The organism is Rahnella sp. JUb53, assembly GCF_004346065.1.
Lineage (GTDB): Bacteria > Pseudomonadota > Gammaproteobacteria > Enterobacterales > Enterobacteriaceae > Rahnella > Rahnella variigena.
In genome coordinates this window covers 347,835-371,436 of record NZ_SLYT01000004.1, presented here as the reverse complement: position 1 = coordinate 371,436, position 23,602 = coordinate 347,835, and the positions used below count along the sequence as shown (strand labels likewise).

Below are 23,602 nucleotides of genomic sequence, written 5' to 3'. Positions count from 1 at the left end.
TTCAGAGCGCCTCATGATGATGTGCGGACGGATTAAAGGCGTCGCGAACGGCTTCACCAATGAAAATCAGTAATGACAGTAAGGCAGCCAGCACCACGAATGCGCTGATGCCAAGCCACGGCGCCTGCAAATTGTTTTTACCTTCCATCAGCAAGGTACCGAGTGACGGCGAACCCAGCGGCAGTCCGAAGCCGAGGAAGTCCAGCGACGTCAGGGTAGTAATGGAACCACACAGGATAAACGGCAGATACGTCAGCGTCGCCACCATGGCATTGGGCAGCATATGGCGGCGCATAATGGCGCTGTCACTGACGCCCATGGCCTGCGCGGCGCGGATATAATCGAAGTTACGGGTACGCAGGAATTCGGCGCGCACCACGCTCACCAGCGTCATCCAGCCAGAAAGCACCGTGATCAGCAGCAGCCACCAGAAATTAGGCTGTACGACGCTTGCCAGAATGATAATCAGGAACAACGTCGGAATACTGGACCACACTTCGATAAAACGCTGCCCGAGCAGATCAATCAGCCCGCCGTAATAGCCCTGTGTGGCACCGGCCATAATGCCAATCACTGAAGTCAGTACGGTCAGCATAATGCCGAAGAACAGTGAAATCCGCAGGCCGTAGAGAATTTGCGCCAGCACATCGTGACCGTTGCTGTCGGTGCCCAGCCAGTTTTGAGAAGAAGGCGGTGAAGGGAAGGGCTGCGCGGTAGAAAAGTTAATGGAGTTATAACTGCTGCGGATCGGTGCCCAGATCGCCCAGCCGTGGTCTTCAATCTGGCGCACGACAAACGGATCCTGATAATCGGTTGGCGTTTCCAGCTCACCACCAAATGTCGTTTCGCTGTAATTCACCAGAAACGGCACATAGAGATGTCCCTGATAACGTGCCAGCAGCGGTTTGTCGTTGGCGAGGACGTTGGATAACAGCACCAGGATCAGCATCACCATGAAAATCCAAAGTGACCAGTAACCACGGCGGTTCTGGCAAAAACGCGCCCAGCGCGCCTGACTGACGGAGTTCAGTTTAAAAAGGCTCATTACTGGCGGCCCTCAAAATCGATACGCGGGTCAACCAGCGTGTAAGTGATGTCGCTGACGATATTAAGCAGTAATCCAATCAGCGTGAAAACATACAGCGTGCCGAAAATCACCGGGAAATCGCGCTGTACGATGGCGTCGTAGCCAAGCAATCCCAGCCCCTGTAAGGAGAACATCACTTCAATTAGCAACGAGCCGGTGAAAAACATGCTGATAAAAGTGGCAGGAAACCCGGCGATCACCAGCAGCATCGCGTTGCGAAACACATGCCGGTACAAAATCTGTTTCTCGTTCAGCCCTTTAGCCCGCGCGGTCACCACATATTGCTTGCCTACTTCATCCATAAACGAGTTTTTAGTCAGCATGGTCAAGGTGGCAAATCCGCCTATCACCGTTGCCAGCACCGGCAATGTGATGTGCCAGAGATAATCGGTCACTTTGCCGTACCACGGCAGGGTATCGAAATTCGGCGACGTCAGGCCGCGCAACGGGAACCAGTCGAGATAACTGCCGCCGGTAAACAGCACAATCAATAAGATAGCGAATAAAAAGGAAGGGACGGCATAGCCGACGATAATCACCGAACTGCTCCAGGTATCGAACCGAGAGCCGTTGCGTACGGCTTTGCGAATGCCAAGCGGAACAGACACCAGATAGATAATCAGCGTGCTCCACAGGCCGATAGTGACGGAAACCGGCAGCGCGCTTTTCACCAGACCCATCACGGAAGAACCGCGGAACAGGCTGTCGCCAAAATCGAAGCGAACGTAGTTTGATAACATCTCAAAATACCGTTCATGCAGAGGCTTATCGAAACCGAAACGGTGGGTTATCTCGGCGATCACTTCCGGGTCAAGGCCGCGTGCGCCACGATACTGACCTTCGCCAAACTGCGCCAGACCCGGTGACGCTTTACCATTGCCACTGCCGGAACTGGCGCCAGGTAAGCCACTGGATTGCCCCATTTCAATGGCGGCAATGGCCTGATCGACCGGTCCGCCGGGCGCAATTTGCACAATGAAAAAGTTAATCGTGATGATCGCCCACAGCGTTGGGATCACCAGAAGGAGTCGTCTTAACAGATAGGCGGCCACACTCTGCTCCTCAGCGGCGTTGCGCAGGTAAACGGGCTGCGCGGTTCACGTCGTACCACCACGTGTCGAGTTCCATTCCGTTGGACGGGGCGACAGCGGGCATCGAGAATTTATCCCAGTACGCATAGCGTTCATGATTGGTGTACCACATCGGGATCATCACCCTATTCCAGGTCAGAACGCGATCCAGCGCATGTCCGAGAGCTAACAGCGCGTCGGGTTTGCCCTGATTCGCTGCAATGTCATCGGTCAGTTTATCGATGGCCGGATCGCTGATACCCGATTTGTTATACGTGGAATCCAGATATTGGGTATTCCAGTAAATCCGCAAATCGCTGCTCGGATAAGACGTCGCAGGATAAACCGTCGGGATCATATCGTAATCTCGCTGGCGCATACGGCGCACGAACTGCGAGTTATCCACTTCGCGGATCGACATTTTGATGCCGAGACGTTGCAGATTATGCTGGAACGGCAACACGTACTGCGAGTTTCCGCCGCCCGGCAGCAGCAGTTCAAACGTAAACGGCTTGCCGGTTTTAGAATTCACCAGCACCTGATCTTTTACTTCCCAGCCCGCTTCTTTCAGCAGTGCCGTGGCTTTCAGCAGATTGGCGCGGTCATTACCGCTGCCATCGGAACGGGGCGGCTGATACAGCGAGGTAAAGACTTCCGCAGGCACCTGACCTTTCAGCGGCCCGAGCCAGGCCAGTTCGGCAGAGTTCGGATAATCTTTTGCCGCATATTCGGTATTCTGGAAATAGCTGTTCACCCGCTGGTAGGCACCGAAATAGAGCGCCTTATTCATCCAGTCAAAATCGAACGCCAGAGTAATGGCCTCGCGCACTTTGCGGTCGGCAAATTGCGGGCGGTGAAGATTGAAAGCCAGCCAGCGTGTATCCTGCGCGGCCTGATTTTCTTCATCGGCTTTCACGATGAAATTTTTGCTGAAATTGCCGCCCTGATACTGTGTTGCCCAGTTTTTTGGCGAGGATTCCATACGGAAATCAAAGGCACCGGATTTAAAGGCTTCCAGCGCGACATTATCATCCAGATAATAGTCGTAGCGGATGGTATCGAAATTATAACGCCCGCGGTTTACCGGTAAATTGGCGGCCCAGTAGTCAGGAACGCGCGAATAAGTGATGTACTGACCGAGCTTATAATCGCTGATGCGGTAAGGCCCGCTGCCCGGTGGTGGCGTGCTCAGCGGTTCGTTGAATTTATGTTTTTCCCAAAACACCTGAGGCAAAACAGGCAAACCCAGCAGGCCGAGCATCATGTCTTTATCCGGTTTCGGCAAGACCATCCGCACCGTCAGACGTGATATAGCTTTAACTTCCACACCTTTATAAACCACACGAAATTGCGGTACGCCTTCGGTCATGAACTTTTTGAAGCTGAATGCCACGTCGCTGGCGGTAATTGGCGTGTTGTCGTTAAAACGTGCGCGCGGATTGATGTCCACTTCGACCCAGCGGTACTGGCTGTCATAACGGGCTGAGTCGGCAATCAGCGGGTAATAACTGCCGATTTCGTCGCTGGAAGTGGTAAACAGGCTGTCGTAAAGCGAGCCGCTGCGTGCCGCCGGATTGCCCCGTGAGGCAAAGCGGTTAAAGTTGTCATAGGTGCCGATAGCGGCCAGCGTAATCTGTCCGCCCTTCGGCGCGGCGGGATTGACGTAGTCAAAACTGGTGAAGTTAGAGACGTATTTAGGTTCGCCCAAAATAGCAAACGCATAGCTGTCCTGTATGACTTCGGCTTGTGCGCTGAGGCTCAGCAGGCACAGCACACCGGCAAACACGCGAGAAAACATCCTGAATCAGCACTCCTGTGAGGGTGAGAGCATCATGCGGCCATGCCGCAGATTATTGTTCGGGCTTAATCAATTGATCGCTAAGACCTTGTAACGCATCAGCCTTAGATTTCATCCCTGATTCCGGCCTTTTTATCACAACCAGATGCAGACGCCTAAAAGAAAAATGGCACAAAAGATGCGGGGCTGATGCAGGTCAAATCTGCCAGGTGGCATCTTTTTCGTTGAAATCCCGGATAAAGACCAGAAGCTCGGGTACGCCTAACGACTTGCTATACAGATATCCCTGCAAATAGGTCACGCCGTGATTGCGCAGATATTCTGCCTGCATTTCAGTTTCGACGCCTTCTGCAACAGTTTTGATCTTCAGTTCTTCCGTGAGCCTGAGGACGGTATCCAGCACCGGCGCAATCAGGGTCTTCTGATCGATAGACATTACAAAACCGCGGTCAATTTTCAGATAATCCAGCGTAAACTTCTCAAGATAAATCAGGGCGCTGTGGCCGGTGCCGAAGTCATCGATGGCGATTTCAATCTTATGACGGCGCAGCCAGTTAAATTCCCGTAACGCACCTTCGGTATCAATCATGCCGCGTTCAGTGATTTCAAACACCACCTGAAAAGCATTCTCCGGTAAAGCCTCGATAAAATTCATCACATCGTCATGAAAACTGATTTTATTCATATGATGAGGAGAAATGTTAATACTGAGTTTTGCGTGTTCAGGAAAAGCATGTTGCAAGGTATGGGCGTCAGCCGCCACCAGTGCCATCATGTGTTGGGTCAGTTCGACGATTAGTCCCTGATTTTCGGCGTAGCCGATAAAAACATCCGGTGGGATACGGCCCTCAATCGGATGCTGCCAGCGCAGCAAGGCCTCCACGCCGGACACTTTCAGGCTTTTTGAATCGATAACCGGCTGGTATTCAACAAAGAACTCTTTATTTTTCAGACCACGCAGGATCACGCGCTCAACATCATGGCGGTTTAGCAGGCTGTGATAAATCAGGGCGCACACCATCAGGCTCAGCAGCAATCCACCGGACATTGTAAACAGCACGCCATCACCGGTCAGGGTAGGGGAGTAGAGACGCACGGTAAACGGATAGCCTTCAATTTTGGCCTCCGTAAAATGGCTGTCCGGTAATTTACTCACTGGAACCAGCTGATCCTGGGCTGAGATCAGTGCTGAATCCCCGACCAGCAAGGCGAATCCACGATAACCGGTACCCGGTTGAGCAAACAGCATATACGGCGAGAGCGTCAGCTCAAGCGTGGCGATCACGCCATCATTATACGCACCGGGATTGCGCTGCCAGACGATGATCACCGCACGGTTAGGCACGGCGGGCATCCCCATTTGCAGATCGATACTCATCGTTTTATCGAAACTGATGTCATGCAGTGAACTGTTGGCGGGAATATTCTGGTTGCCGGAGGCAGAAGAACAATAAACCATTCCATCGCGCACCAGCTGAAAATCACGCACACCCACGCTGAATGCGGCATATCGATTTAATTCACCCGCAATGGAGTTGCAGGGCTCATCCGTGAGTAATGCAATTTTACCCATCGTGTCGGAGAGTTGATGTAAATAATCAGCCGCATAACGGGCGGTTCGCTGAGCGATTTGTTCTTGCTCGCGAAGGGTATTGGTTTTAATGACGGTCAGGGTGACGGCAGTAAAAAAAATAAAAAACAGAGTTGAAAAAAGGAGGCTTTGTTTTAAATATCGGCGCTTGGGTAATACGGTGTGTGTTAACGCCGTTTTTAAACCCATATGTTTTGCCCTTTTTCTCGCCGAGGAAATAAAAGTATAACGTAGTCAAAAAAACAGCAGACACTAAATACACTTTATTACAGGCATAAAAAAACGCCATCCGGAGATGACGTTTTTTTATTCGCTTGGCATAGGACAACAAGAACTAAATCATAAGGTAACGGGATTAACCGTTAGCTAAAACTCGTCTTGCTTCACGATAACGGGCATTCCAGTAGGATTCTTTCAGATTTGAAATCATCACACCGTTGCTGGTGGATGCATGAACAAACTGATCATTACCTAAATAAATACCGACGTGACGGCCTGTAGAACCTGCACGGAACAGAACCAGATCACCCGGACGCAATTTCGTGCGCTGAACTTTCTTGCCCTTTTCTTCCTGTTCATAAGTCGAACGAGGGAGATCCATACCAAATTGTTCGCGGAATGTTACCTGAACGAACGCTGAGCAATCGATACCACGCTTGCTGTCGCCGCCTAACCGATAACGAACGCCTTTCCAGTCAGCGTACTGATCCATAATTTTGGATTTAACGTTGACGCTACGAACCATTGCTTCGAATTCATCCTGAGAGGCTTGCAGTAGAAGACCGTCTTTGTCATTTACTGCACGCATATCAGTTTGTGCGCTTTCTGTGTTCGAAGAATGCATACCACTACACGCAGAGAGAAGAATTGCTGCGCCAATTGCGGGAATCATCCGCGTGATATATCTCATAAACGGTTGAGACTTGACCATTATTGTTGTTATCCCTTGCTGTCCTTAACGATGAAATCGTTATTAAAATTGCCAAACGAAGCGAGACTACCTGCCACAATTAGTGGGGACAAATACCAGACGGGTAAAATGTGCGTTAGAGCACGTTTTTTCCTTCAATACGGGTGTTTTTGTCACATTTCTATGCGGGCGATTTGGAGAGTACCGTAATGAATAAGGGATTGCGAGAGGTTTTGTGGGATTTTTTATAAGAAATTGTGATGTAAGCTGATGTTAGTAAAGATGTTAAAAAGGATGGATGATTTATATACTAATTTGGGTTAAAACCGCGCCACAAGCGGCTTCCACGTGCAAATTTCAGCAAAGTATATCCGGGAATTGGATGAAAAAAAGGTCAGGCAGATCATCAACATCTGCCTGACCATAATTTATTTGTATGAATGCAAAATTATGCCGTTTTTTTAGGAATTTTTTTACCCGGCAGTTTGCCCTCGAGCCAGTTAATCAATATATCGCTGGCCGGTGTCATCAGCCACCAGCTTGCACCCACCAGGACGACGGACATTGAACCCACGGCAATGTCCGTAAACCAGTGTGCGCCAATCATCACACGCGGCAGCGAGAAGATGATGGTGATCATCAGGGCAATAAAGAAGGCTGATTTACTCAGATAGCGCAGCATAAAGCAGGAAAAAATAATCAGCATCATGCCGTGGTCGCCGGGGAAGCTGTCAGAGGACGCATCTTTTGTCGGGATACCGGTCAGCTGGCTGACCCGGTTTACACCCGGAAAGCTCAGCGAAGGGCTCTTGTGACTGACCGGCAGTAAATGACCGAGCTGGTTAAGCACCACGGCGGTCAGCAGCATCACGAAACCAATAATGATGTAACGGCGGCGCCCGGCAGTGTCCTGCTTCAGGAAATAGCTCAGATAGAGCAAACCCATGGCCAGCAATGAGATCAGATCAAAGGCGCGGTTATTGGTCACTGCGACCAGATGCAGGAACCACGCGTCAGTCGCCAGATGCTGGTTGAAAAAGAAGAAGATCGACTTATCAATCGGGAACCAGAAACCGTGGTTTGCAGGTAAATAGAAAGATAGAAAAAGAGCAACACCTAATACATTGAGTACCAGGATTGCAGGAATATTTCGGCGCCACATATATGAAGACCTATTCTTAGCAGGGTAACGATTAACGTAATGGACGTTAACTTAATTCTTACAACTTAAACGAATCCTCAACAAAGACGATTGCAGAACATTCCACTGGGTTTCATTTTGCGTAATGAGCTCAATTCTGCTGTCTAAAGGCGCCATCGACCTTGTTTCGATTTCCAAATCATTGCCCTGGCGGTTAATCATCAGCGCGCCTTCTTTAATACGAATGATGCCTTTCACGCGATCAACCGGCGCGGCTCGTGCCCAGTCGAGTATGCCCGCGGTGTCAAAAACCGTTTCGCCATCAAATATCCAGCCGCAACTGGTAAAACCGCCGGCTTCATTGAGCGCACGTCTCCAGCGCTGCTTTTCAGGCAGACTCAGTGCCGCCAGTCCGCGCTTTGTTATATGAGCATGATGATGCTGGCCGTCAGGCAATTCGGTGTGATTAAGGCGCGGTAAATCCAGCAGGGCAGGGGCAATCTCACCCTGAGAAGCCACCACCAAGCGGCGTTCACGGCCATTTTCGCTAAACCATTTTTCCAGCGCCTGCCGGTCACTTTCCTGCGTCACATCCGCTTTGTTGGCAACAATCACATCCGCCGCGGCAAGCTGGTCGCGGAAGTTTTCATTTTCAATGACGCGCTGTTCACTCAGCTGGCGCGGATCGAGCAAACACAATGTGGCATTCAGCGTCAGCCAGTTGCTGTAGACGTCAGAGGTTAATAAAGAAAGGATTTGCTTCGGATGACCGAGGCCGGTGGGTTCGATCAGCAGCCGGTCAGGTTTTGTCTGCTGCAATAACATGTTTAGCCCGACCTGCATCGGTAAGCCATTAACGCAGCACATGCATCCGCCGGGGATTTCCTTCAATACTGCACCACTTTCCGCCAGCAGCGCGCCATCGATTCCAATCTCTCCGAACTCATTGACCAGCACGGCCCATTTTTCACCTTCAGGCTTCAGCGTCAGCAGGTGGCGTAGCGTGGTGGTTTTACCGCTTCCCAGAAAGCCGGTGATCAGGTTGGTTTTGGTCATGGGTCACATCCTTTTAAAAATTCACCCATCAATTTGCAGCGACCGGTTAAGAAAATCCAGTTTTGTGCCGATGAATAACATGGATTGCTTAATTCAGCCCGAAAGGGCAACAAATTATTTTGCCGTTCGCCATGTAAATTCCATTAGATGTATTAATGTTAAATGGCGGTTGCGTAAATTTTAAATTCTATAATTACAACGAGGTGTCACCATGAACAGAATGACCAGTTTACTGTTTTTGGGAATTATGGCCTCAGGGACGATTCAGTTTGCCAATGCGGCTGCTACAGGCGGCGTCATACATTTCACGGGGGCAATTGTTGAAGGGGGATGTAACTTCAAGGCCGCGAGTAACAGGGTGATCAGCGACTGTGATCGCGGCGGAAAACAGGTGTCGCAAGTTCACACGTTGAATGTGCAAACACCTTCTTCTTTCGCGCTGCCCCTGTCTCTCGGGCAAGTCACCACCAGGCATATTAACAATGATCCTCATCTTGCAGTGGTCACGGTGAGCTATAACTAAATACCCATAAATAATTAACATATTTAATGCATTTCGTGCCGGACAATGATCGTGATAACGCAATCTATCTTGATTTGGTCGGACAACTTCGCAAACTGGCTGGCCCTGTTTTGATCGGGCCGCCAGTTTTCATCTCCCGTCCTTTCCCTTTGTGCCAACATGTTATAATTTTCTCTCTTATTTCAGGCATCAGTGCATGTCATCAGTTGTCAGACCAATTGAGTGCGTGTCACAGACAGGGGAAAACATATGCGACTTTATCAGGAAATCGGCGGTCATTTGCGCCGTGATATCCATGCCGGAAAATATACCTCCGGCGATCGTCTTCCTCCCGAACGTGATATTGCAGAATCCTATTCCGTCAGCCGCAGCGTGGTGCGTGAAGCGCTGATCATGCTTGAGCTCGAGAAAATCGTGGAAGTGCGCAAAGGCTCGGGTGTGTATGTGCTGAAACAGCCTGAAAACACCCAGCCGGAACTGGCTGACAGCGGCTACGGCCCGTTCGAATTGCTGCAGGCGCGTCAGTTGCTGGAAAGCGAAGTCGCCGCATTTGCCGCCATGCAGGCGACGAAAACGGATATTTTGCAGATGCGCGATGCGATTGAAGCCCAGCGTGATTGCATTGCCCGTGGTGTGACAGACGAAGCGGAGGATCAGCGGTTTCACGCTTTACTGGCACAGGCATCGCAGAACAGTGTGCTGGTAAAACTGGTCGATGACCTCTGGCAGATCCGCCAGCGCAGTTCGATGTGGGAAGGGATCCATCAGCATGTGGTTGATAAAAGCTACCATCAGATCTGGTTACAGGATCATCAGACCATTCTGCAGGCGGTTTTACGCCGGGATCCTAAAGCCGCAAAGCAGGCGATGTGGCAGCATCTGGAGAACGTAAAAGATATGCTGTTGCAGGTTTCTGACGCTGACGATCCGTCCTTTGATGGTTTCCTGTTTTCGTCCGTTCCTTCAGAGCTGAATGAATGAGAGGCGGCGCACCAATAAAAACGGCTGCCTGAGCAGCCGTTCAATATTTACCGATATTCTTTTACCGATAGTCATGTCGCGTTAAGTCGTCTCACTGTACTGACTTAACCCACGTATTTAGCCACGGTTTTCTTCGCGCCGATCCTTTGCAGATCCGCATATGCGGCCTGAATAGCCTGTACCACTTTCTCTTCCTGTGGCAACTGCTCACCGAAAACGCCGTTCAGCGCCAGCAGCGCTTTCACGCGTTCTTCGCCATCCGCAGTAGAGGCGACGATTTCTGCCAGCGTTTCCGCCATCGGATCTTTAATCTCAATAGGCTGACCGGCATCATCGGTGCCACCGACATAACGCATCCAGCCAGCCACGCCCAGCGCCAGCAATTCATAAGAACCGCCGTTTTTCACATGCCAGCGGATCGAATCGAGCATACGTTGCGGCAGTTTCATCGTGCCGTCCATCGCGATTTGCCAGGTGCGATGTTTCAGCGCCGGATTGCTGTAACGTGCAATCAGGCTGTCTGCATAAGCGGTAAGATCCACACCTTCAACGCTCAGTGTCGGCGCCTGTTCATGCAGCATCAGGTGATGCGCAGCGGCTTTATAGTTATCGTCATCCATACAATCATTGATGTGCTGATAACCGGCCAGATAACCCAGATAAGCGAGGAAAGAGTGACTGCCATTCAGCATACGCAGTTTCATCTGCTCAAACGGCAGAACGTCGGACACCATCTGCGCACCGGCTTTTTCCCAGTCCGGACGACCCGCGACGAAGTGGTCTTCTACCACCCACTGGATGAAGGGTTCACAGGCGATACCACAAGGGTCTGTTACACCACCCAGCGCTTCGGTGATTTCATCCAGTGTGGTTTCTGTGGCTGCCGGAACGATGCGGTCAACCATGGTGCTCGGGAAAGAGACGTTTGCGCTGATCCATTTTGCCAATTCTGCGGAGCGTGCTTTCGCCATACCCAGCACAGCGTTTTTCACCACCAGACCATTTTCAGGAATGTTATCGCAGCATAAAACGGTGAAGCCCGGCAGACCGCGTTCATGACGCAGACGCAGTGCTTCAACTAACACACCCGGCGCGGTACATGGCGCCTGACCACCGGCCAGATCCTGCTGAATTTTCGGGTTTTGCAGATCCAGTTCGCCCGTTCCCGGCTCGATGCAGTAACCTTTTTCGGTGATGGTCAGGGAAACAATCGCCACCTGAGGTTCGGTCAGTTTTTCCAGCACGGCATCAAGCCCGTCGATACCGCCGTGGACAGATTCATGAGCAGAACCAATGATAATCGCCTGATTGCCTTCCGCCCCTTTCTCCAGCACGGTAAACAGGTGATCTTGCTGACGCAGACTTTTTATCAACGTTTCATTACCGAAGAGGCTGATTTCGCAAATGCCCCAGTCTCCGCCCTGAAGGTTTAAGACGCGGTTTGTAAGCAGCGCCTGGTGGGCACGGTGGAATGCGCCAAAGCCGAGATGAACGATGCGGCTTTTCAGTGCATCGCGATCATAAGCTGGCAATGACACTGCTGCGGGCAGAGACGCTGTGGCAATAGTTTTCATGCAATACTCCAGGCAAGTCAGAAATAAATAATTGGTCAGGCCAAATTGGGGCAGTTTACCCGTCAGTTTAATTTTGTGCTGGATAAAGCGACGATTTAAGCCGAAATCAGGGCTTAGAGTGTAAAGTCATATGATAGAAAGGGGAATTGGTAAGTCCGCACGGCCACTGATTTTGTGATGCAGATCGAGAGTCTGCCGCATTAACGGCAAAATCAGGGCAATAAAAAAGGAACGCCGGAGCGTTCCTTCAATACTTACCTGGCCACATACCTGGCGGGACAAGCAGGGCGCTGATTAATCCGCGCGGCCCATATAACGGCGTTCTGCGATATGAATGCGAATTTTATCGCCGGAACTCAGATATTCCGGCACCTGAATGCTCAGGCCAGTTGCCATCACTGCCGGTTTGGTACGGGAGCTGGCAGATGCGCCTTTGATGCCCGGTGCCGTTTCGACGATTTCCAGATCTACCGTCTGTGGCATTTCCAGCGCCAGCAGCTGGCTGTCGAGCGTCAGAACCTGCATACCCTGTAAACCTTCTTCAGGAATAAACAACAGTTCGTCTTCGATCTGCGCCTTATTGAAGGTGTATGGCGTGAAATCTTCATCATCCATAAACACGTATTCGTCGCCATCGACGTAAGAGAAGTTCACTTTACGACGGGTCAGGCTGACGGTATCCAGAATATCGTCGCCTTTGAAGCGTTCTTCTACTTTGCCGCCAGTACGTACATCAGCGAAACGCATTTTGTACAAGGTGCTGGCACCACGGGCGCTTGGGCTCTGAACATCAATATCTTTAACCAGCAGCAATTTGCCGTCGTAGTTCACAACGAAGCCGCGTTTAATTTCGTTAGCACGTGCCATATAAATAACCTGTCAGCAGAGAGATAAATAATTTGCGACACGTTACCCGCGCCGCTGATTTCAGGCAAGCAGATAGCGCAAAAAGAGTCGCGAAAAACCCGCTTTTTGACGCATTTTTTGCGTGTGTTCTGCCTGCGTAAAAAATGTTCGGTATAGCCTGTTAAAGGATAGTAAATATTTCGCTGGTGGCGCATATCACCGCCTGCTATTGTCGCGCCTCAAAATGAGGCCTGAGGAGGCTGTTGATGGACTGTCGTACCGATTGCGGAGCCTGTTGCATAGCGCCTTCAATTTCCAGCCCGATACCCGGAATGCCTGACGGCAAACCGGCGAATACCCGTTGTGTGCAACTGGCTGATAATTTCATGTGCAAGATTTTCACCTCGCCGCTGCGCCCGAAAGTGTGCGCCAGTTTACAGGCCAGCCGCGAAATGTGTTTTACCCATCGCGACCAGGCGCTGACTTATCTGATTAAGCTCGAAGCGGATACCGCGCCTTAAGCGACGGCTTCCGGCGTTTCTTCTGCCGGTTTATCGACATTTTTCACATTCCAGATACACAACACCGAACCTACCACCATTGCCAGTGCGGCATAAAACACAGCATGGTATGTCCAGAACTGCGCAATCACCCCCGCCAGAGAACCGGCAAGGATCCAGCCCGCACGGGTGGAGTTGGTGAACAGCGTGGTCGCCGCACCGGCCTGTCCCGGCATCAGATCCTGAAAATACAGCATGCCGATCCCTGCCAGAATGCCGATGAAAATCGCGTTCAGCAGCTGTAAAGCAATCAGCATGGCGGCACCGGTGGTAAACAACAGACAGCCGTAGAAAATCACCCCTGCGACTACCGCAAACCGCATCAGGAAGCGTTTGCCCAGCTGTTTAGCCAGATATCCGGCAATCAGCATGGTCGGGATTTCCAGACACGCCGCACTGCCCATCAGCACGCCCGCCAGTTTTTCCGGCAGACCTAATTCACGCACCACATACAGCGGCATATTGATGAGATAAATACTGTTAGCTGCCCACATCAGTGAACACGCGATGAAAAGCATCAGCGTGTCCCGACGGTTGCGACGGGGCGCTTCCAGCGTCGCCGTGGTTTTGATGTGTGCTTTAGGCATGGAGGGCAGGAACATATATACCATCACTCCGCAAAGCAGGAACGCCAGCGCGGCAGCGCAGTACATGAAGGTAAAACCAAAGCCCATCGACAGGGCGAAGGCCAGCGGCGGGCCGACGACCCAGGCCAGCGAAACCTGGGCGCGTAAAATAGAGCTGAACATGACGGCTTCACGGCCAGTCTTTTCAGAATGCTCACGCGCCAGAGCAAACATCTGCGGGTTGGCGGTGGAACCGAAGCTCGACAGCAATACGCCGATCAACAGCAGGATGAAGTAATTGCGGTTGAAGGCGAACAGTACACAGGCCAGCGCCCCCAGAATGCAGCAATACAAAATCAGCGTTTTGCGGTCGCCACGTTTATCCGACCACGTCGCGAGCAACTGACTGACGAAAATGCCGATCACCGCGCTGCCGGTGAAGAAAATCCCGACCATGAACGGACTGACGTGAACCTGAGATGTCAGGAACAGGCTCAGCGTTGGCGTCTGCAAAGCGCCGGCAATGCCGGTCAGAAAAGCGATGATCAGAAAAGCGGTCGACGTCATGTCGGGTAAACGGCGGGCTGACGTTGTAGAAATTCGCATGAGTTATGTGAACCAGGGTTATGTGGACCAGGGTTATATGGACCAGAAGTCGGGAAGGGGACGAAATTTGCGCGAATGTTACGTCAGTTTAAAAAAAACAAAAACAGGTTTTGATCATCAAAAATGTAAACCGGAGTGAATTTGCCATACTGAATAATAAAACCGCACTTTGTGTCAAAAACAACCAGGCGAGGTTTCTGATATCCACCCAAATAGTCACCACAAATGAGGTTCAGCTTACGTCAGCTTTTCGCGTCAGCCTGACTTCAGCATTTACGTTAAATCATCTGTTTCGGAAAGGGTTTAGAAAGGAAACTGTGCGTAGCATCAAAAAATTGTCACGCAAAATCAGGGAAAGCTTGATTTAAAAACAGCCCCGATTAAGACTTCCTGAAACGTTTCAGCGTTGTCAGCTATTCTCATGAAATCTGATGGCGCTCCTTTTTTCTCAGTAAAGCTGAAACGATTCAATTTCAGCAGGAGAGGAGAATTATGTTCCAACTGTCACAGCAAGATATTCATCTCGGTGCGGCTGCCAGCGACAAGCAGGAAGCAATTCGCCAGGTTGCAGCAGCACTGACACAGGCCGGTCGCGTCAGCGAAGGCTATGTAGACGGCATGTTAGCGCGTGAGCTGCAAACCTCTACTTATCTGGGTAACGGCATCGCTATTCCTCACGGCACTACTGATACCCGTGATCTGGTGCTCGATACCGGCGTGCAAGTTTTCCAATTCCCGCAGGGTATTACGTGGGGCGAAGGCCAGACCGCATATGTGGTTATCGGTATCGCTGCGCGTTCTGACGAACACCTCGGTTTGCTGCGTCAGCTGACGCACGTCTTAAGTGACGACAGCGTGGCCGATCGTCTGGCAAAAACAGATTCAGCTGAAGAATTACGCAGCCTGCTGATGGGCGAAAAGAATGCCGCTGAATTCCTGTTTGATACTCAGCTGATCGCGGTCGATGTGGCTGCTGAAAACCTGATCACCTTACAGGCGCTGAACGCGGGTCGTCTGAAAGAGATCGGCGCAGTGGATACTGCTTTTGTCAGCGACGTTATCAGCCGTAAGCCGCTGAACCTCGGGCAGGGCATCTGGCTGAGTGACAGCACCGAAGGCAACCTGAAAAGTGCAGCAACGGTAAGCCGTGCGAAGCAGGCCTTTGATCTCGATGGCGAAAAAGTCTCATTGTTGCTGACGATTTCCGTCGCAGATGATCAGCCGCTCAATATTCTGAATTACCTCAGTGATTTGCTGATAGCGAATAAAGCTGAACGCTTGCTGACGGCAGATCCTGTGGGTGTGCTGGCATTGCTGACCAGCGAAGTCGAAGAACAAGCCAACGTGCTGACGGCGGAATACGTTATCCGTAACGAACACGGTTTGCATGCCCGTCCGGGTACTGCACTGGTGAACGTGATCAAACAGTTCAGCAGCGAAATCACAGTGACGAATCTTGATGGCAGCGGTAAACCTGCCAACGGCCGCAGCCTGATGAAAGTCGTGGCGCTGGGCGTGAAAAAAGGTCATCACCTGCGCTTCACCGCCAAAGGTGAAGATGCGGAACTGGCGCTGAAAACCATCGGTGAAGCTATTTCAGAAGGTCTTGGGGAGGGCGCATGAGCCGCAGAGTTGCCACAATTACCTTAAACCCGGCGTACGATTTAGTCGGCTATGTGCCGGAAATCGAACGCGGTGAAGTCAATCTGGTGCAAACCACCGGTCTGCACGCCGCAGGTAAAGGCATCAACGTAGCGAAAGTGCTGAAAGATCTCGGCATCGACGTCACCGTGGGTGGTTTCCTCGGTAAAGAAAATCAGGACGGGTTCCAGCTGTTATTCAGCGATCTGGGCATTGCTAACCGCTTCCAGGTGGTGAATGGCCGTACCCGCATCAACGTGAAACTGACCGAAAAAGACGGCGAAGTCAGCGACTTCAACTTCTCCGGTTTCAACGTCACTCCTGCCGACTGGGAACGTTTCGTGACGGATTCTCTGTCGTGGCTGGGCCAGTTTGACATGGTTGCCGTCAGTGGCAGCCTGCCAGCGGGCGTTGATCCTGATGCGTTCACCGACTGGATGAAACGCCTGCGTGCGCAATGTCCGTGCATCATCTTTGACAGCAGCCGTGAAGCACTGGTCGCCGGTCTGAAAGCGGCACCGTGGCTGGTCAAACCAAACCGTCGCGAACTGGAAATCTGGGCTGGCCGTAAATTGCCGGAACTGAGCGATGTGGTAGAAGCTGCGCATGCCTTGCGTGATCAGGGAATTGCCCACGTGGTGATTTCACTGGGCGCAGAAGGGGCATTGTGGGTTAACGCATCTGGTGCGTGGATTGCTAAACCGCCAGCCTGTGAAGTAGTCAGCACCGTGGGTGCCGGTGATTCCATGGTCGGTGGCCTGATCTACGGCTTACTGATGCGCGAATCCAGTGAACATACGCTGCGACTGGCAACGGCTGTTGCCGCGCTGGCTGTCAGCCAGAGTAATGTCGGTGTCACCGATCGTCCGCAACTTGCGGCGATGATGGCCCGTGTTGACCTGAAACCCTTTTAATCCGCAGGAGGCAGAATGAAAACGCTGCTGATGATAGACAGTTCGCTCGGACAGGCTCGCAGCCATCTGGCGAAAAATTTGCTTGCTGCCGCTGCTGTGAAGGCAGGGCATCAGGTGGTTGAACAGGCCGCTGACGCTGAAGTCGTCATTGTTGCCGGTGAAACTGTGCCAAACGACGCCGCGCTGGCGGGCAAAAATATTTATACCGGTGATGTGGCGGATGCTGTACGTGATCCGCAGGCATTCCTGCAACGTGCGCTGACCGAAGCCAAACCTTATGTTGCTCCGGTGGCTACTGCTGTCGCGGCTCCGGCTGCCAGCGGTCCAAAACGCATTGTTGCTGTGACTGCGTGTCCGACCGGCGTAGCACATACCTTTATGGCTGCTGAAGCCATTGAAAGTGAAGCGAAAAAACGTGGCTGGTGGGTGAAAGTCGAAACCCGCGGTTCCGTGGGTGCGGGCAATGCCATCACGCCTGAAGAAGTTGCAGCGGCCGATCTGGTGATTGTCGCGGCTGATATCGAAGTGGATCTGGCTAAATTTGCCGGTAAGCCGATGTACCGCACTTCTACCGGTCTGGCACTGAAAAAGACCAAACAGGAACTGGATAAAGCGCTGGTTGAAGCTGAAGTTTTTGAGCCGAAATCTCAGGGCGCGGCAACAGGTGCGAAGAAGAAAGAAGCGGGCGGCACCGGGCCGTATCGTCACCTGCTGACCGGCGTATCTTACATGCTGCCAATGGTTGTGGCGGGCGGTTTGTGTATCGCGCTTTCGTTCGTGTTCGGTATCAAAGCCTTTGAAGTGAAAGGCACGCTGGCTGCGGCGCTGATGCAAATCGGTGGTGGTTCAGCCTTTGCTCTGATGGTGCCTGTGCTGGCGGGCTTCATTGCCTTCTCCATCGCTGACCGTCCGGGTCTGACGCCGGGTCTTATCGGCGGTATGCTGGCAGTGAGCACGGGTGCAGGGTTCCTTGGCGGTATCATCGCCGGTTTCCTGGCGGGTTATGTGGCGAAAGCCATCAGCGGCAAGCTGAAATTACCGCAAAGTATGGAAGCCCTGAAGCCTATCCTGATCATTCCATTGGTCGCGAGCCTGATTACCGGTCTGGTGATGATTTACATCGTCGGTACGCCGGTCGCTAAAATCATGGTTGGTCTGACTAACTGGTTGCAATCTCTGGGTACAGCGAACGCGGTTCTGCTCGGCGCGATCCTCGGTGCGATGATGTGTACCGACATGGGTGGCCCGGTAAACAAAGCCTCTTACGCATTCGGCGTGGCATTGTTGAGTTCTTCTGTGTACGGCCCGATGGCTGCCATCATGGCTGCCGGTATGGTGCCACCGCTGGCAATGGGTCTGGCAACGATTCTGGCGAGTAAGAAGTTCGAGCAGGGCGAGCGCGAAGGCGGCAAAGCTGCCATGGTGCTGGGTCTGTGCTTCATTACTGAAGGGGCCATTCCGTTCGCGGCCCGTGACCCGATGCGTGTTCTGCCATGCTGTATCGCAGGTGGCGCACTGACCGGTGCTCTGTCAATGGCCTTCCATGCACAACTGATGGCGCCACACGGCGGTCTGTTCGTGCTGCTAATCCCGGGGGCAATCACTCCGATCCTGGGTTATCTGGTGGCGATTATCGCCGGTACCGTTCTGGCCGGTGGTGCTTACGCGATTCTGAAACGTTCAGATGCTGCGTTAGCTGCGAAAGCCGCTGCATAATCAGCAGGCTGTAAATAACAGAAAGGCGCGACATTCACATGTCGCGCCTTTTTTATTGCTTTCGTAAAAGCAACTAATGATTAAGCTGCGGCTTCGTCATTCTCCGACTTCTGCTGCGCTTTCAGCCAGGCGATTTCATCTTTCCAGATATCAGGATTGACGGTTTCGAGGATCATCGGGATGCCGTCGAAGCGGGCATCTTTCATCATCCAGCTGAACACGGTATTGCCGATATTCCCTTCACCGAGGCTGTGGTGACGGTCAACGCGGCTGTTGAATTCACTTTTCGCATCGTTCAGATGCATACCGCGCAGGTATTTAAAGCCCACAACTTCTTCGAAATGTTTAAACGTTTTCTCGCATTCTTCTGCCGTGCGCAAATCGTAACCGGCCGCAAACGCGTGACAGGTATCGATGCAGACTCCAACGCGGCTTTTGTCTTCCACGCCGTCGATAATTTTCGCCAGATGTTCGAAGCGGAAACCGAGATTGCTGCCCTGACCGGCGGTATTTTCGATAACGGCAGTGACGCCTTTAGTTTTATCCAGCGCAATGTTCAGGGATTCAGAAATCAGTTCGAGGCATTTGTCTTCCTCGATTTGCATCAGATGGCTGCCCGGATGGAAATTCAGCAGCGACAGACCTAACTGCTCACAGCGCTGCAATTCATCAAGGAAAGCGTCGCGGGATTTTTCCAGCGCTTCCGTCACCGGATGTCCGAGATTAATCAAATAGCTGTCGTGTGGTAAAATCTGATTGCTCTTGTAGCCGTATTTTTCACAAGCCAGTTTGAATTTTTCAATCACATCTTCCGGCAAAGGTGCGGCTTTCCACTGACGCTGATTCTTGGTGAAAAGCGCAAAAGCCGTGGCTTCCAGCTCATGTGCGCGCGATACCGCCTGATCGACACCACCGGCTGCACTGACGTGTGCTCCCACAAACTTCATTTTTGCTCCTCAGTTTTCATCGCGTTTATTCACGAATGATAGCGCCTCCGGGCAGGAGGCGCAGCATCGGAATGTTAAAAGCCGCAACATCAGCCAAAAAGATGATGCACCAGCTGGTTGATACCGGCACCGCCGACAATCAGCCAGATAAACAGTATTGCCGCCAGCAGCATCGGTTTCAGACCCGCCTGACGCAGGGCACTCATGTGGGTTGTCAGACCCAGCGCCGCCATCGCCATCGCCAGTAACACGGTATCCAGCGTAATCAGCGGTGGGATCCAGCTGTGCGGCAGGATATCCAGCGAGTTGAACGCCGCGACCAGAATAAACAACAGGGCGAACCACGGAATGGTGATATTGCGCATACCGCTGTTCTGACCGCCGTGCTGAACCTCTTTACGTGATTTCCAGCCAGAGAGCAGCAACAGGAACGGTGCCAGCATCATCACGCGGATCATTTTGGCGATTACTGCTGCATTTTCAGCGTCCGGGCTGACACCCTGACCGGCCGCTACCACCTGCGCGACTTCATGCACCGTCGAACCGGTGTAAATCCCAAACTGTGACGCGGTAAAACTCAGCCAGTGATATTGCTCGTTCAGATGCCATAACCACGGATACAGGAAGATGGCCGCTGTACCGAAGATAACGACAGTGGCAACGGCAACGGTCACTTTTTCTGCTTTGGCATCCAGCACCGGTTCGGTCGCCATCACAGCGGCAGCACCACAAATACTGCTGCCCGCGCCGATCAGCATCGACGTATCACGGTCTAATTTAAATACCCGTTGTCCCAGCCAGCAGGCAAGGGCGAAGGTGGAGCACAACATCAGGGCATCGATGAGGATCCCTGTTGCGCCGACGTCGGCGATTTGCGCGAACGTCAGACGCAGACCGTACAAGATAATCCCCAGACGCAGCAGGCGTTGTTTTGCCAGTGTAACGCCGCTGTCGCACCAGGGTCTGGCGGCCGGATAAACCGTGTTGCCGACGACCATGCCGATGACAATCGCCAGCGTCAGCGCGCTGAGACCGAGATGGCTCAGCGACGGGAAATTGCTCAGCCAGACCGCCAGCCCGGTAATGGCACCGGTCAGGGCCAGGCCCGGCAGCAGGCGGCTGTATCCGCCACGTTTTTGCAGCGCAGGCTGGTCAACATCATGTTTAAGCGCGTCGCTTTTATTGAGTGAAAATTGGGTCATCGTCCGTTCCTCGTTCAGGAGTGATGACATAAGGCTACGCCGCGCTTATATAAAAATGAAATTGATTATAATTTTATAACCTATCGGAAAAACTGGTATAAAGATTTCATTCAAAAGAGACCTGCAAGCCAAGGGTCTATACTAAACAGAACAAGCGTGCAGTCAGGCGCATGAGAACAGCGGGACATTTATGCACATAACATTGCGACAACTTGAAGTTTTCGCCGAGGTGCTGAAAAGCGGTTCGACCACTCAGGCGTCGGTTGTGCTTTCATTATCACAATCGGCAGTCAGTGCGGCGCTGGCTGATATCGAAGGGCAGCTCGGCGTGCAGTTATTTGACCGTGTCGGGAAGCGGCTGGTGATTAATGAGCACGGACGTCTGCTGTACCCGAAAGCACTGGCATTGCTGGAACAGGCGGGGGAAATCGAACGTCTGTTTAATCAGGACAACGGTTCGCTGCGCATTGGCGCCAGCAGTACCATTGGCAACTATATGCTGCCGGGGATGATTGCTGATTACAGGCTGGATTTTCCTCATACGCCGCTTGAGCTTAACGTCGGCAACACCAATGACGTCATCAATGCGGTGGCGGATTTTCGTGTCGATCTGGGGCTGATCGAAGGCCCCTGTCAGATGCCCGAGCTTATCACTCAGCCCTGGCTGGACGATGAGTTAGTGGTATTCGTTGCCCCCGAAAATCCGCTGGCGGGGCAGGTCGTTTCGCTTGAATCACTGGCGCGTGAACCGTGGATCTTACGTGAACGCGGTTCGGGTACCCGCGAAGTGCTCGACCATTTGTTGTTACCGCAATTACCTGATTTCAATCTGGTGATGGAACTGGGTAATTCTGAAGCCATCAAGCACGCCGTCCGCCATGGGATTGGCATTAGCTGTCTCTCCCGGCGGGTGATTGCTGAGCAGCTGGCCAGCGGCTCACTGGTGGAAATCCACCTGCCGGTCGCGCCGCTGGTACGCAAACTTTACCTTATACATCATCGTCAGAAACACATCTCCGGCGCGTTATCGCGTTTTTTAACGTACTGCCGCGAAGTTCAATAACGGTCTTTCGCTAATGATCCACGGCCTGTTATGAAGGTGTCTTATAACAGGTCGTTCCTGCTATTCAGAGCGGCAGGTTTTGCTACAATCCGCGCTTAAATTTCCACATGACGAGCGGATATAGGGAAAAAATGGCTCAACAACCTACAAAAAATGCGCAGGTGGCTCCCACACTGCGTCGCGAGCTGAAGGCACGTCACTTAACGATGATCGCCATCGGCGGTTCAATTGGTACGGGATTATTCGTTGCATCCGGTGCGACAGTTTCACAGGCAGGCCCGGGTGGCGCGCTGCTCTCATACGCATTAATCGGCATCATGGTGTACTTCCTGATGACCAGCCTCGGTGAACTGGCGGCGTTCATGCCGGTTTCCGGCTCATTCTCCACCTACGGTTCCCGCTATGTAGAAGAAGGCTTCGGTTTCGCACTGGGCTGGAACTACTGGTACAACTGGGCAGTCACCATCGCGGTTGACCTGGTTGCCTCACAGCTGGTGATGAACTACTGGTTCCCGGACACGCCGGGCTGGATCTGGAGCGCCTTGTTCCTCGGCCTGATTTTCCTCCTCAACTACATTTCTGTTCGCGGTTTCGGCGAAGCGGAATACTGGTTCTCGCTGATCAAAGTGGTCACTGTCATCATCTTTATCGCCGTGGGCGTACTGATGATCACCGGCATTATGCGCGGCGGCGAAACGGCTGGCTGGCATAACTGGGCTATCGGTGATGCGCCGTTTGCAGGCGGCTTTGCGTCGATGATAGGCGTGGCGATGATCGTCGGCTTCTCCTTCCAGGGCACCGAACTGATTGGCGTCGCGGCAGGTGAATCCGAAAACCCGGCCAAAAACATCCCGCGTGCGGTTCGTCAGGTATTCTGGCGTATCCTGCTGTTCTATATTCTGGCGATTCTGGTCATCAGCCTGATCATTCCTTATACCGATCCGAACCTGCTGCGTAACGAAGTCGGCGATATTTCGGTCAGCCCGTTCACGCTGGTGTTCCGTAATGCCGGTCTGCTGTCAGCGGCGGCGGTGATGAATGCGGTTATCCTGACCGCCGTGCTGTCTGCTGGTAACTCAGGGATGTACGCGTCTACCCGTATGCTGTTTACGCTGGCAAGCGAAGGCAAAGCACCGCGTATTTTCGCCAAACTGTCGAAAGGCGGTGTACCGCGTAACGCGCTGTATGCCACCACGATTGTGGCTGCGCTGTGCTTCCTGAGCTCAATGTTTGGTAATCAGACCGTTTACCTGTGGCTGCTGAACACGTCCGGTATGACCGGCTTTATTGCCTGGCTCGGCATTGCTATCAGCCATTACCGCTTCCGTCGTGGTTATGTGTCACAGGGGCGAGACCTGAAAAAACTACCATACCTTTCGGGCTTCTTCCCGTTTGGTCCGGTGTTTGCCTTTGTGCTGTGTCTGATTATTACGCTGGGGCAGAACTATCAGGCGTTCCTGAAAGACACCATCGACTGGTACGGCGTTGCCGCGACTTACATCGGCCTGCCGCTGTTCCTGATTATCTGGTTCGGCTATAAGCTGACCAAAGGCACCAAAGTGGTGAAATACAGCGAAATGGAATTCCCGGATCACGTCGATAAGTAACCGGCTGGGATTTTGAAATATTCATATCGTTGAAAAGCGGAGCTCAGGCTCCGCTTTTTTACGTCTGCAATTCAGCAAAACAAAACGGACAACATCATGCTTTGTTACCGCTGAGTTTAACGTCTTAGTCTGATAGGTTTTGCAAAACACATTGATAATTATTATCATTTATTCCCTTTCTTTGGGAATAGCAGAACATCTGT

The 23,602-nt window shown here is 52.2% G+C and carries 20 protein-coding genes; 8 read left to right on the top strand and 12 right to left on the bottom strand.

The features are described from left to right. Window position 1: 1 nt before the first annotated feature. The 7 genes from EC840_RS12230 to EC840_RS12200 all read right to left on the bottom strand — a co-directional run bounded on the left by EC840_RS12230 (window position 2) and on the right by EC840_RS12200 (window position 8,653). On the bottom strand, window positions 2-1,045 hold the full coding sequence (locus EC840_RS12230; protein WP_112287841.1) for a microcin C ABC transporter permease: 1,044 nt from the start codon (window positions 1,043-1,045) through the stop codon (window positions 2-4). Beyond that, a complete protein-coding gene (locus tag EC840_RS12225; protein ID WP_112287842.1) occupies window positions 1,045-2,139 on the bottom strand; it encodes a microcin C ABC transporter permease YejB in 1,095 nt (364 codons plus the stop codon). Before EC840_RS12225 ends, EC840_RS12230 begins: the two co-directional genes overlap by 1 nt. 10 nt (window positions 2,140-2,149) lie before the next feature. Further along, the gene (locus tag EC840_RS12220; protein WP_113877467.1) at window positions 2,150-3,955 is read right to left on the bottom strand and encodes an extracellular solute-binding protein; all 1,806 of its coding nucleotides are present in this window, start codon (window positions 3,953-3,955) and stop codon (window positions 2,150-2,152) included. A gap of 196 nt (window positions 3,956-4,151) precedes the next feature. Further along, the gene (locus EC840_RS12215; RefSeq protein ID WP_243701060.1) at window positions 4,152-5,735 is read right to left on the bottom strand and encodes a cyclic di-GMP phosphodiesterase; all 1,584 of its coding nucleotides are present in this window, start codon (window positions 5,733-5,735) and stop codon (window positions 4,152-4,154) included. A gap of 166 nt (window positions 5,736-5,901) precedes the next feature. Continuing rightward, window positions 5,902-6,477, bottom strand: a complete 576-nt coding sequence (gene mepS / locus EC840_RS12210) for a bifunctional murein DD-endopeptidase/murein LD-carboxypeptidase (RefSeq protein WP_113877468.1) — start codon at window positions 6,475-6,477, stop codon at window positions 5,902-5,904. A gap of 427 nt (window positions 6,478-6,904) precedes the next feature. Next, window positions 6,905-7,618 (bottom strand): phosphatase PAP2 family protein, encoded by a 714-nt coding sequence (locus EC840_RS12205; RefSeq protein WP_112287845.1) that lies wholly within the window; start codon window positions 7,616-7,618, stop codon window positions 6,905-6,907. A gap of 51 nt (window positions 7,619-7,669) precedes the next feature. Further along, window positions 7,670-8,653: a GTP-binding protein gene (locus tag EC840_RS12200; protein WP_132965532.1), complete on the bottom strand. Its 984-nt coding sequence runs from the start codon at window positions 8,651-8,653 to the stop codon at window positions 7,670-7,672. Between the two features lie 211 nt (window positions 8,654-8,864). Between EC840_RS12200 and EC840_RS12195 the strand changes: the two genes are divergently transcribed. Together EC840_RS12195 and EC840_RS12190 are read left to right on the top strand one after the other, a co-directional pair. Further along, window positions 8,865-9,176 (top strand): hypothetical protein, encoded by a 312-nt coding sequence (locus EC840_RS12195; protein ID WP_129639025.1) that lies wholly within the window; start codon window positions 8,865-8,867, stop codon window positions 9,174-9,176. A 249-nt stretch (window positions 9,177-9,425) separates the two neighbouring features. Continuing rightward, window positions 9,426-10,157, top strand: coding sequence for an FCD domain-containing protein (locus EC840_RS12190; RefSeq protein ID WP_129639024.1), 732 nt, complete (start codon window positions 9,426-9,428; stop codon window positions 10,155-10,157). 104 nt (window positions 10,158-10,261) lie between these two features. Here EC840_RS12190 and EC840_RS12185 read toward each other — a convergent pair whose 3' ends face one another. Together EC840_RS12185 and yeiP are read right to left on the bottom strand one after the other, a co-directional pair. Further along, window positions 10,262-11,731 carry a fructuronate reductase gene (locus EC840_RS12185; RefSeq protein WP_132965530.1) on the bottom strand — a complete coding sequence of 490 codons (1,470 nt, stop codon included), beginning with the start codon at window positions 11,729-11,731 and terminating at the stop codon, window positions 10,262-10,264. 294 nt (window positions 11,732-12,025) lie between these two features. Further along, complete coding sequence (yeiP, locus tag EC840_RS12180) at window positions 12,026-12,598, bottom strand: elongation factor P-like protein YeiP (RefSeq protein ID WP_112287850.1); 573 nt, start codon at window positions 12,596-12,598, stop codon at window positions 12,026-12,028. Window positions 12,599-12,843: 245 nt separating this feature from the next. Between yeiP and EC840_RS12175 the strand changes: the two genes are divergently transcribed. Beyond that, on the top strand, window positions 12,844-13,098 hold the full coding sequence (locus EC840_RS12175) for a YkgJ family cysteine cluster protein (RefSeq protein ID WP_112287851.1): 255 nt from the start codon (window positions 12,844-12,846) through the stop codon (window positions 13,096-13,098). On the opposite strand, the gene EC840_RS12170 is transcribed toward EC840_RS12175, so the two are convergent. Continuing rightward, window positions 13,095-14,309: a sugar efflux transporter gene (locus EC840_RS12170; protein ID WP_129639022.1), complete on the bottom strand. Its 1,215-nt coding sequence runs from the start codon at window positions 14,307-14,309 to the stop codon at window positions 13,095-13,097. The two genes, EC840_RS12175 and EC840_RS12170, sit on opposite strands and share 4 nt — an antisense overlap. A 492-nt stretch (window positions 14,310-14,801) precedes the next feature. On the opposite strand from EC840_RS12170, the gene fruB reads away from it, so the two are divergent. From fruB to fruA, 3 genes are read left to right on the top strand one after another with little or no spacing between them, the layout of a single operon-like run. Then, window positions 14,802-15,932 (top strand): fused PTS fructose transporter subunit IIA/HPr protein, encoded by a 1,131-nt coding sequence (gene fruB / locus EC840_RS12165; RefSeq protein ID WP_112287853.1) that lies wholly within the window; start codon window positions 14,802-14,804, stop codon window positions 15,930-15,932. Beyond that, window positions 15,929-16,864 carry a 1-phosphofructokinase gene (gene fruK, locus EC840_RS12160; protein WP_056778537.1) on the top strand — a complete coding sequence of 312 codons (936 nt, stop codon included), beginning with the start codon at window positions 15,929-15,931 and terminating at the stop codon, window positions 16,862-16,864. The genes fruB and fruK overlap by 4 nt, the downstream gene beginning before the upstream one ends. 15 nt (window positions 16,865-16,879) lie before the next feature. After that, the gene (gene fruA, locus EC840_RS12155) at window positions 16,880-18,580 is read left to right on the top strand and encodes a PTS fructose transporter subunit IIBC (RefSeq protein ID WP_129639021.1); all 1,701 of its coding nucleotides are present in this window, start codon (window positions 16,880-16,882) and stop codon (window positions 18,578-18,580) included. 80 nt (window positions 18,581-18,660) lie between these two features. Here the strand turns inward: fruA and nfo are convergent, their stop codons facing one another. After that, on the bottom strand, window positions 18,661-19,527 hold the full coding sequence (gene nfo, locus EC840_RS12150) for a deoxyribonuclease IV (protein ID WP_132965528.1): 867 nt from the start codon (window positions 19,525-19,527) through the stop codon (window positions 18,661-18,663). 89 nt (window positions 19,528-19,616) lie between these two features. Then, window positions 19,617-20,729: a YeiH family protein gene (locus EC840_RS12145; RefSeq protein ID WP_243701059.1), complete on the bottom strand. Its 1,113-nt coding sequence runs from the start codon at window positions 20,727-20,729 to the stop codon at window positions 19,617-19,619. 190 nt (window positions 20,730-20,919) lie between these two features. Here EC840_RS12145 and yieE point away from each other — a divergent pair, with 190 nt between their 5' ends. Further along, entirely contained in the window at window positions 20,920-21,792 is an 873-nt protein-coding gene (gene yieE, locus EC840_RS12140) for a DNA-binding transcriptional regulator YeiE (protein ID WP_112287856.1), read from the top strand. 131 nt (window positions 21,793-21,923) lie between these two features. Next, complete coding sequence (locus tag EC840_RS12135; protein ID WP_112287857.1) at window positions 21,924-23,399, top strand: amino acid permease; 1,476 nt, start codon at window positions 21,924-21,926, stop codon at window positions 23,397-23,399. The last annotated feature ends 203 nt before the right edge of the window (window positions 23,400-23,602 follow it).

What these genes read in the sequence shown, in the direction of transcription:
- EC840_RS12230 (WP_112287841.1), bottom strand. Translation starts at nt 1,045, where the DNA reads ATGAGCCTTTTTAAACTGAACTCCGTCAGTCAGGCGCGCTGGGCGCGT.
- EC840_RS12220 (WP_113877467.1), bottom strand. Translation starts at nt 3,955, where the DNA reads ATGTTTTCTCGCGTGTTTGCCGGTGTGCTGTGCCTGCTGAGCCTCAGC.
- EC840_RS12215 (WP_243701060.1), bottom strand. Translation starts at nt 5,735, where the DNA reads ATGGGTTTAAAAACGGCGTTAACACACACCGTATTACCCAAGCGCCGA.
- mepS (WP_113877468.1), bottom strand. Translation starts at nt 6,477, where the DNA reads ATGGTCAAGTCTCAACCGTTTATGAGATATATCACGCGGATGATTCCC.
- EC840_RS12205 (WP_112287845.1), bottom strand. Translation starts at nt 7,618, where the DNA reads ATGTGGCGCCGAAATATTCCTGCAATCCTGGTACTCAATGTATTAGGT.
- EC840_RS12200 (WP_132965532.1), bottom strand. Translation starts at nt 8,653, where the DNA reads ATGACCAAAACCAACCTGATCACCGGCTTTCTGGGAAGCGGTAAAACC.
- EC840_RS12195 (WP_129639025.1), top strand. Translation starts at nt 8,865, where the DNA reads ATGAACAGAATGACCAGTTTACTGTTTTTGGGAATTATGGCCTCAGGG.
- EC840_RS12190 (WP_129639024.1), top strand. Translation starts at nt 9,426, where the DNA reads ATGCGACTTTATCAGGAAATCGGCGGTCATTTGCGCCGTGATATCCAT.
- EC840_RS12185 (WP_132965530.1), bottom strand. Translation starts at nt 11,731, where the DNA reads ATGAAAACTATTGCCACAGCGTCTCTGCCCGCAGCAGTGTCATTGCCA.
- yeiP (WP_112287850.1), bottom strand. Translation starts at nt 12,598, where the DNA reads ATGGCACGTGCTAACGAAATTAAACGCGGCTTCGTTGTGAACTACGAC.
- EC840_RS12175 (WP_112287851.1), top strand. Translation starts at nt 12,844, where the DNA reads ATGGACTGTCGTACCGATTGCGGAGCCTGTTGCATAGCGCCTTCAATT.
- EC840_RS12170 (WP_129639022.1), bottom strand. Translation starts at nt 14,309, where the DNA reads ATGCGAATTTCTACAACGTCAGCCCGCCGTTTACCCGACATGACGTCG.
- fruB (WP_112287853.1), top strand. Translation starts at nt 14,802, where the DNA reads ATGTTCCAACTGTCACAGCAAGATATTCATCTCGGTGCGGCTGCCAGC.
- fruK (WP_056778537.1), top strand. Translation starts at nt 15,929, where the DNA reads ATGAGCCGCAGAGTTGCCACAATTACCTTAAACCCGGCGTACGATTTA.
- fruA (WP_129639021.1), top strand. Translation starts at nt 16,880, where the DNA reads ATGAAAACGCTGCTGATGATAGACAGTTCGCTCGGACAGGCTCGCAGC.
- nfo (WP_132965528.1), bottom strand. Translation starts at nt 19,527, where the DNA reads ATGAAGTTTGTGGGAGCACACGTCAGTGCAGCCGGTGGTGTCGATCAG.
- EC840_RS12145 (WP_243701059.1), bottom strand. Translation starts at nt 20,729, where the DNA reads ATGACCCAATTTTCACTCAATAAAAGCGACGCGCTTAAACATGATGTT.
- yieE (WP_112287856.1), top strand. Translation starts at nt 20,920, where the DNA reads ATGCACATAACATTGCGACAACTTGAAGTTTTCGCCGAGGTGCTGAAA.
- EC840_RS12135 (WP_112287857.1), top strand. Translation starts at nt 21,924, where the DNA reads ATGGCTCAACAACCTACAAAAAATGCGCAGGTGGCTCCCACACTGCGT.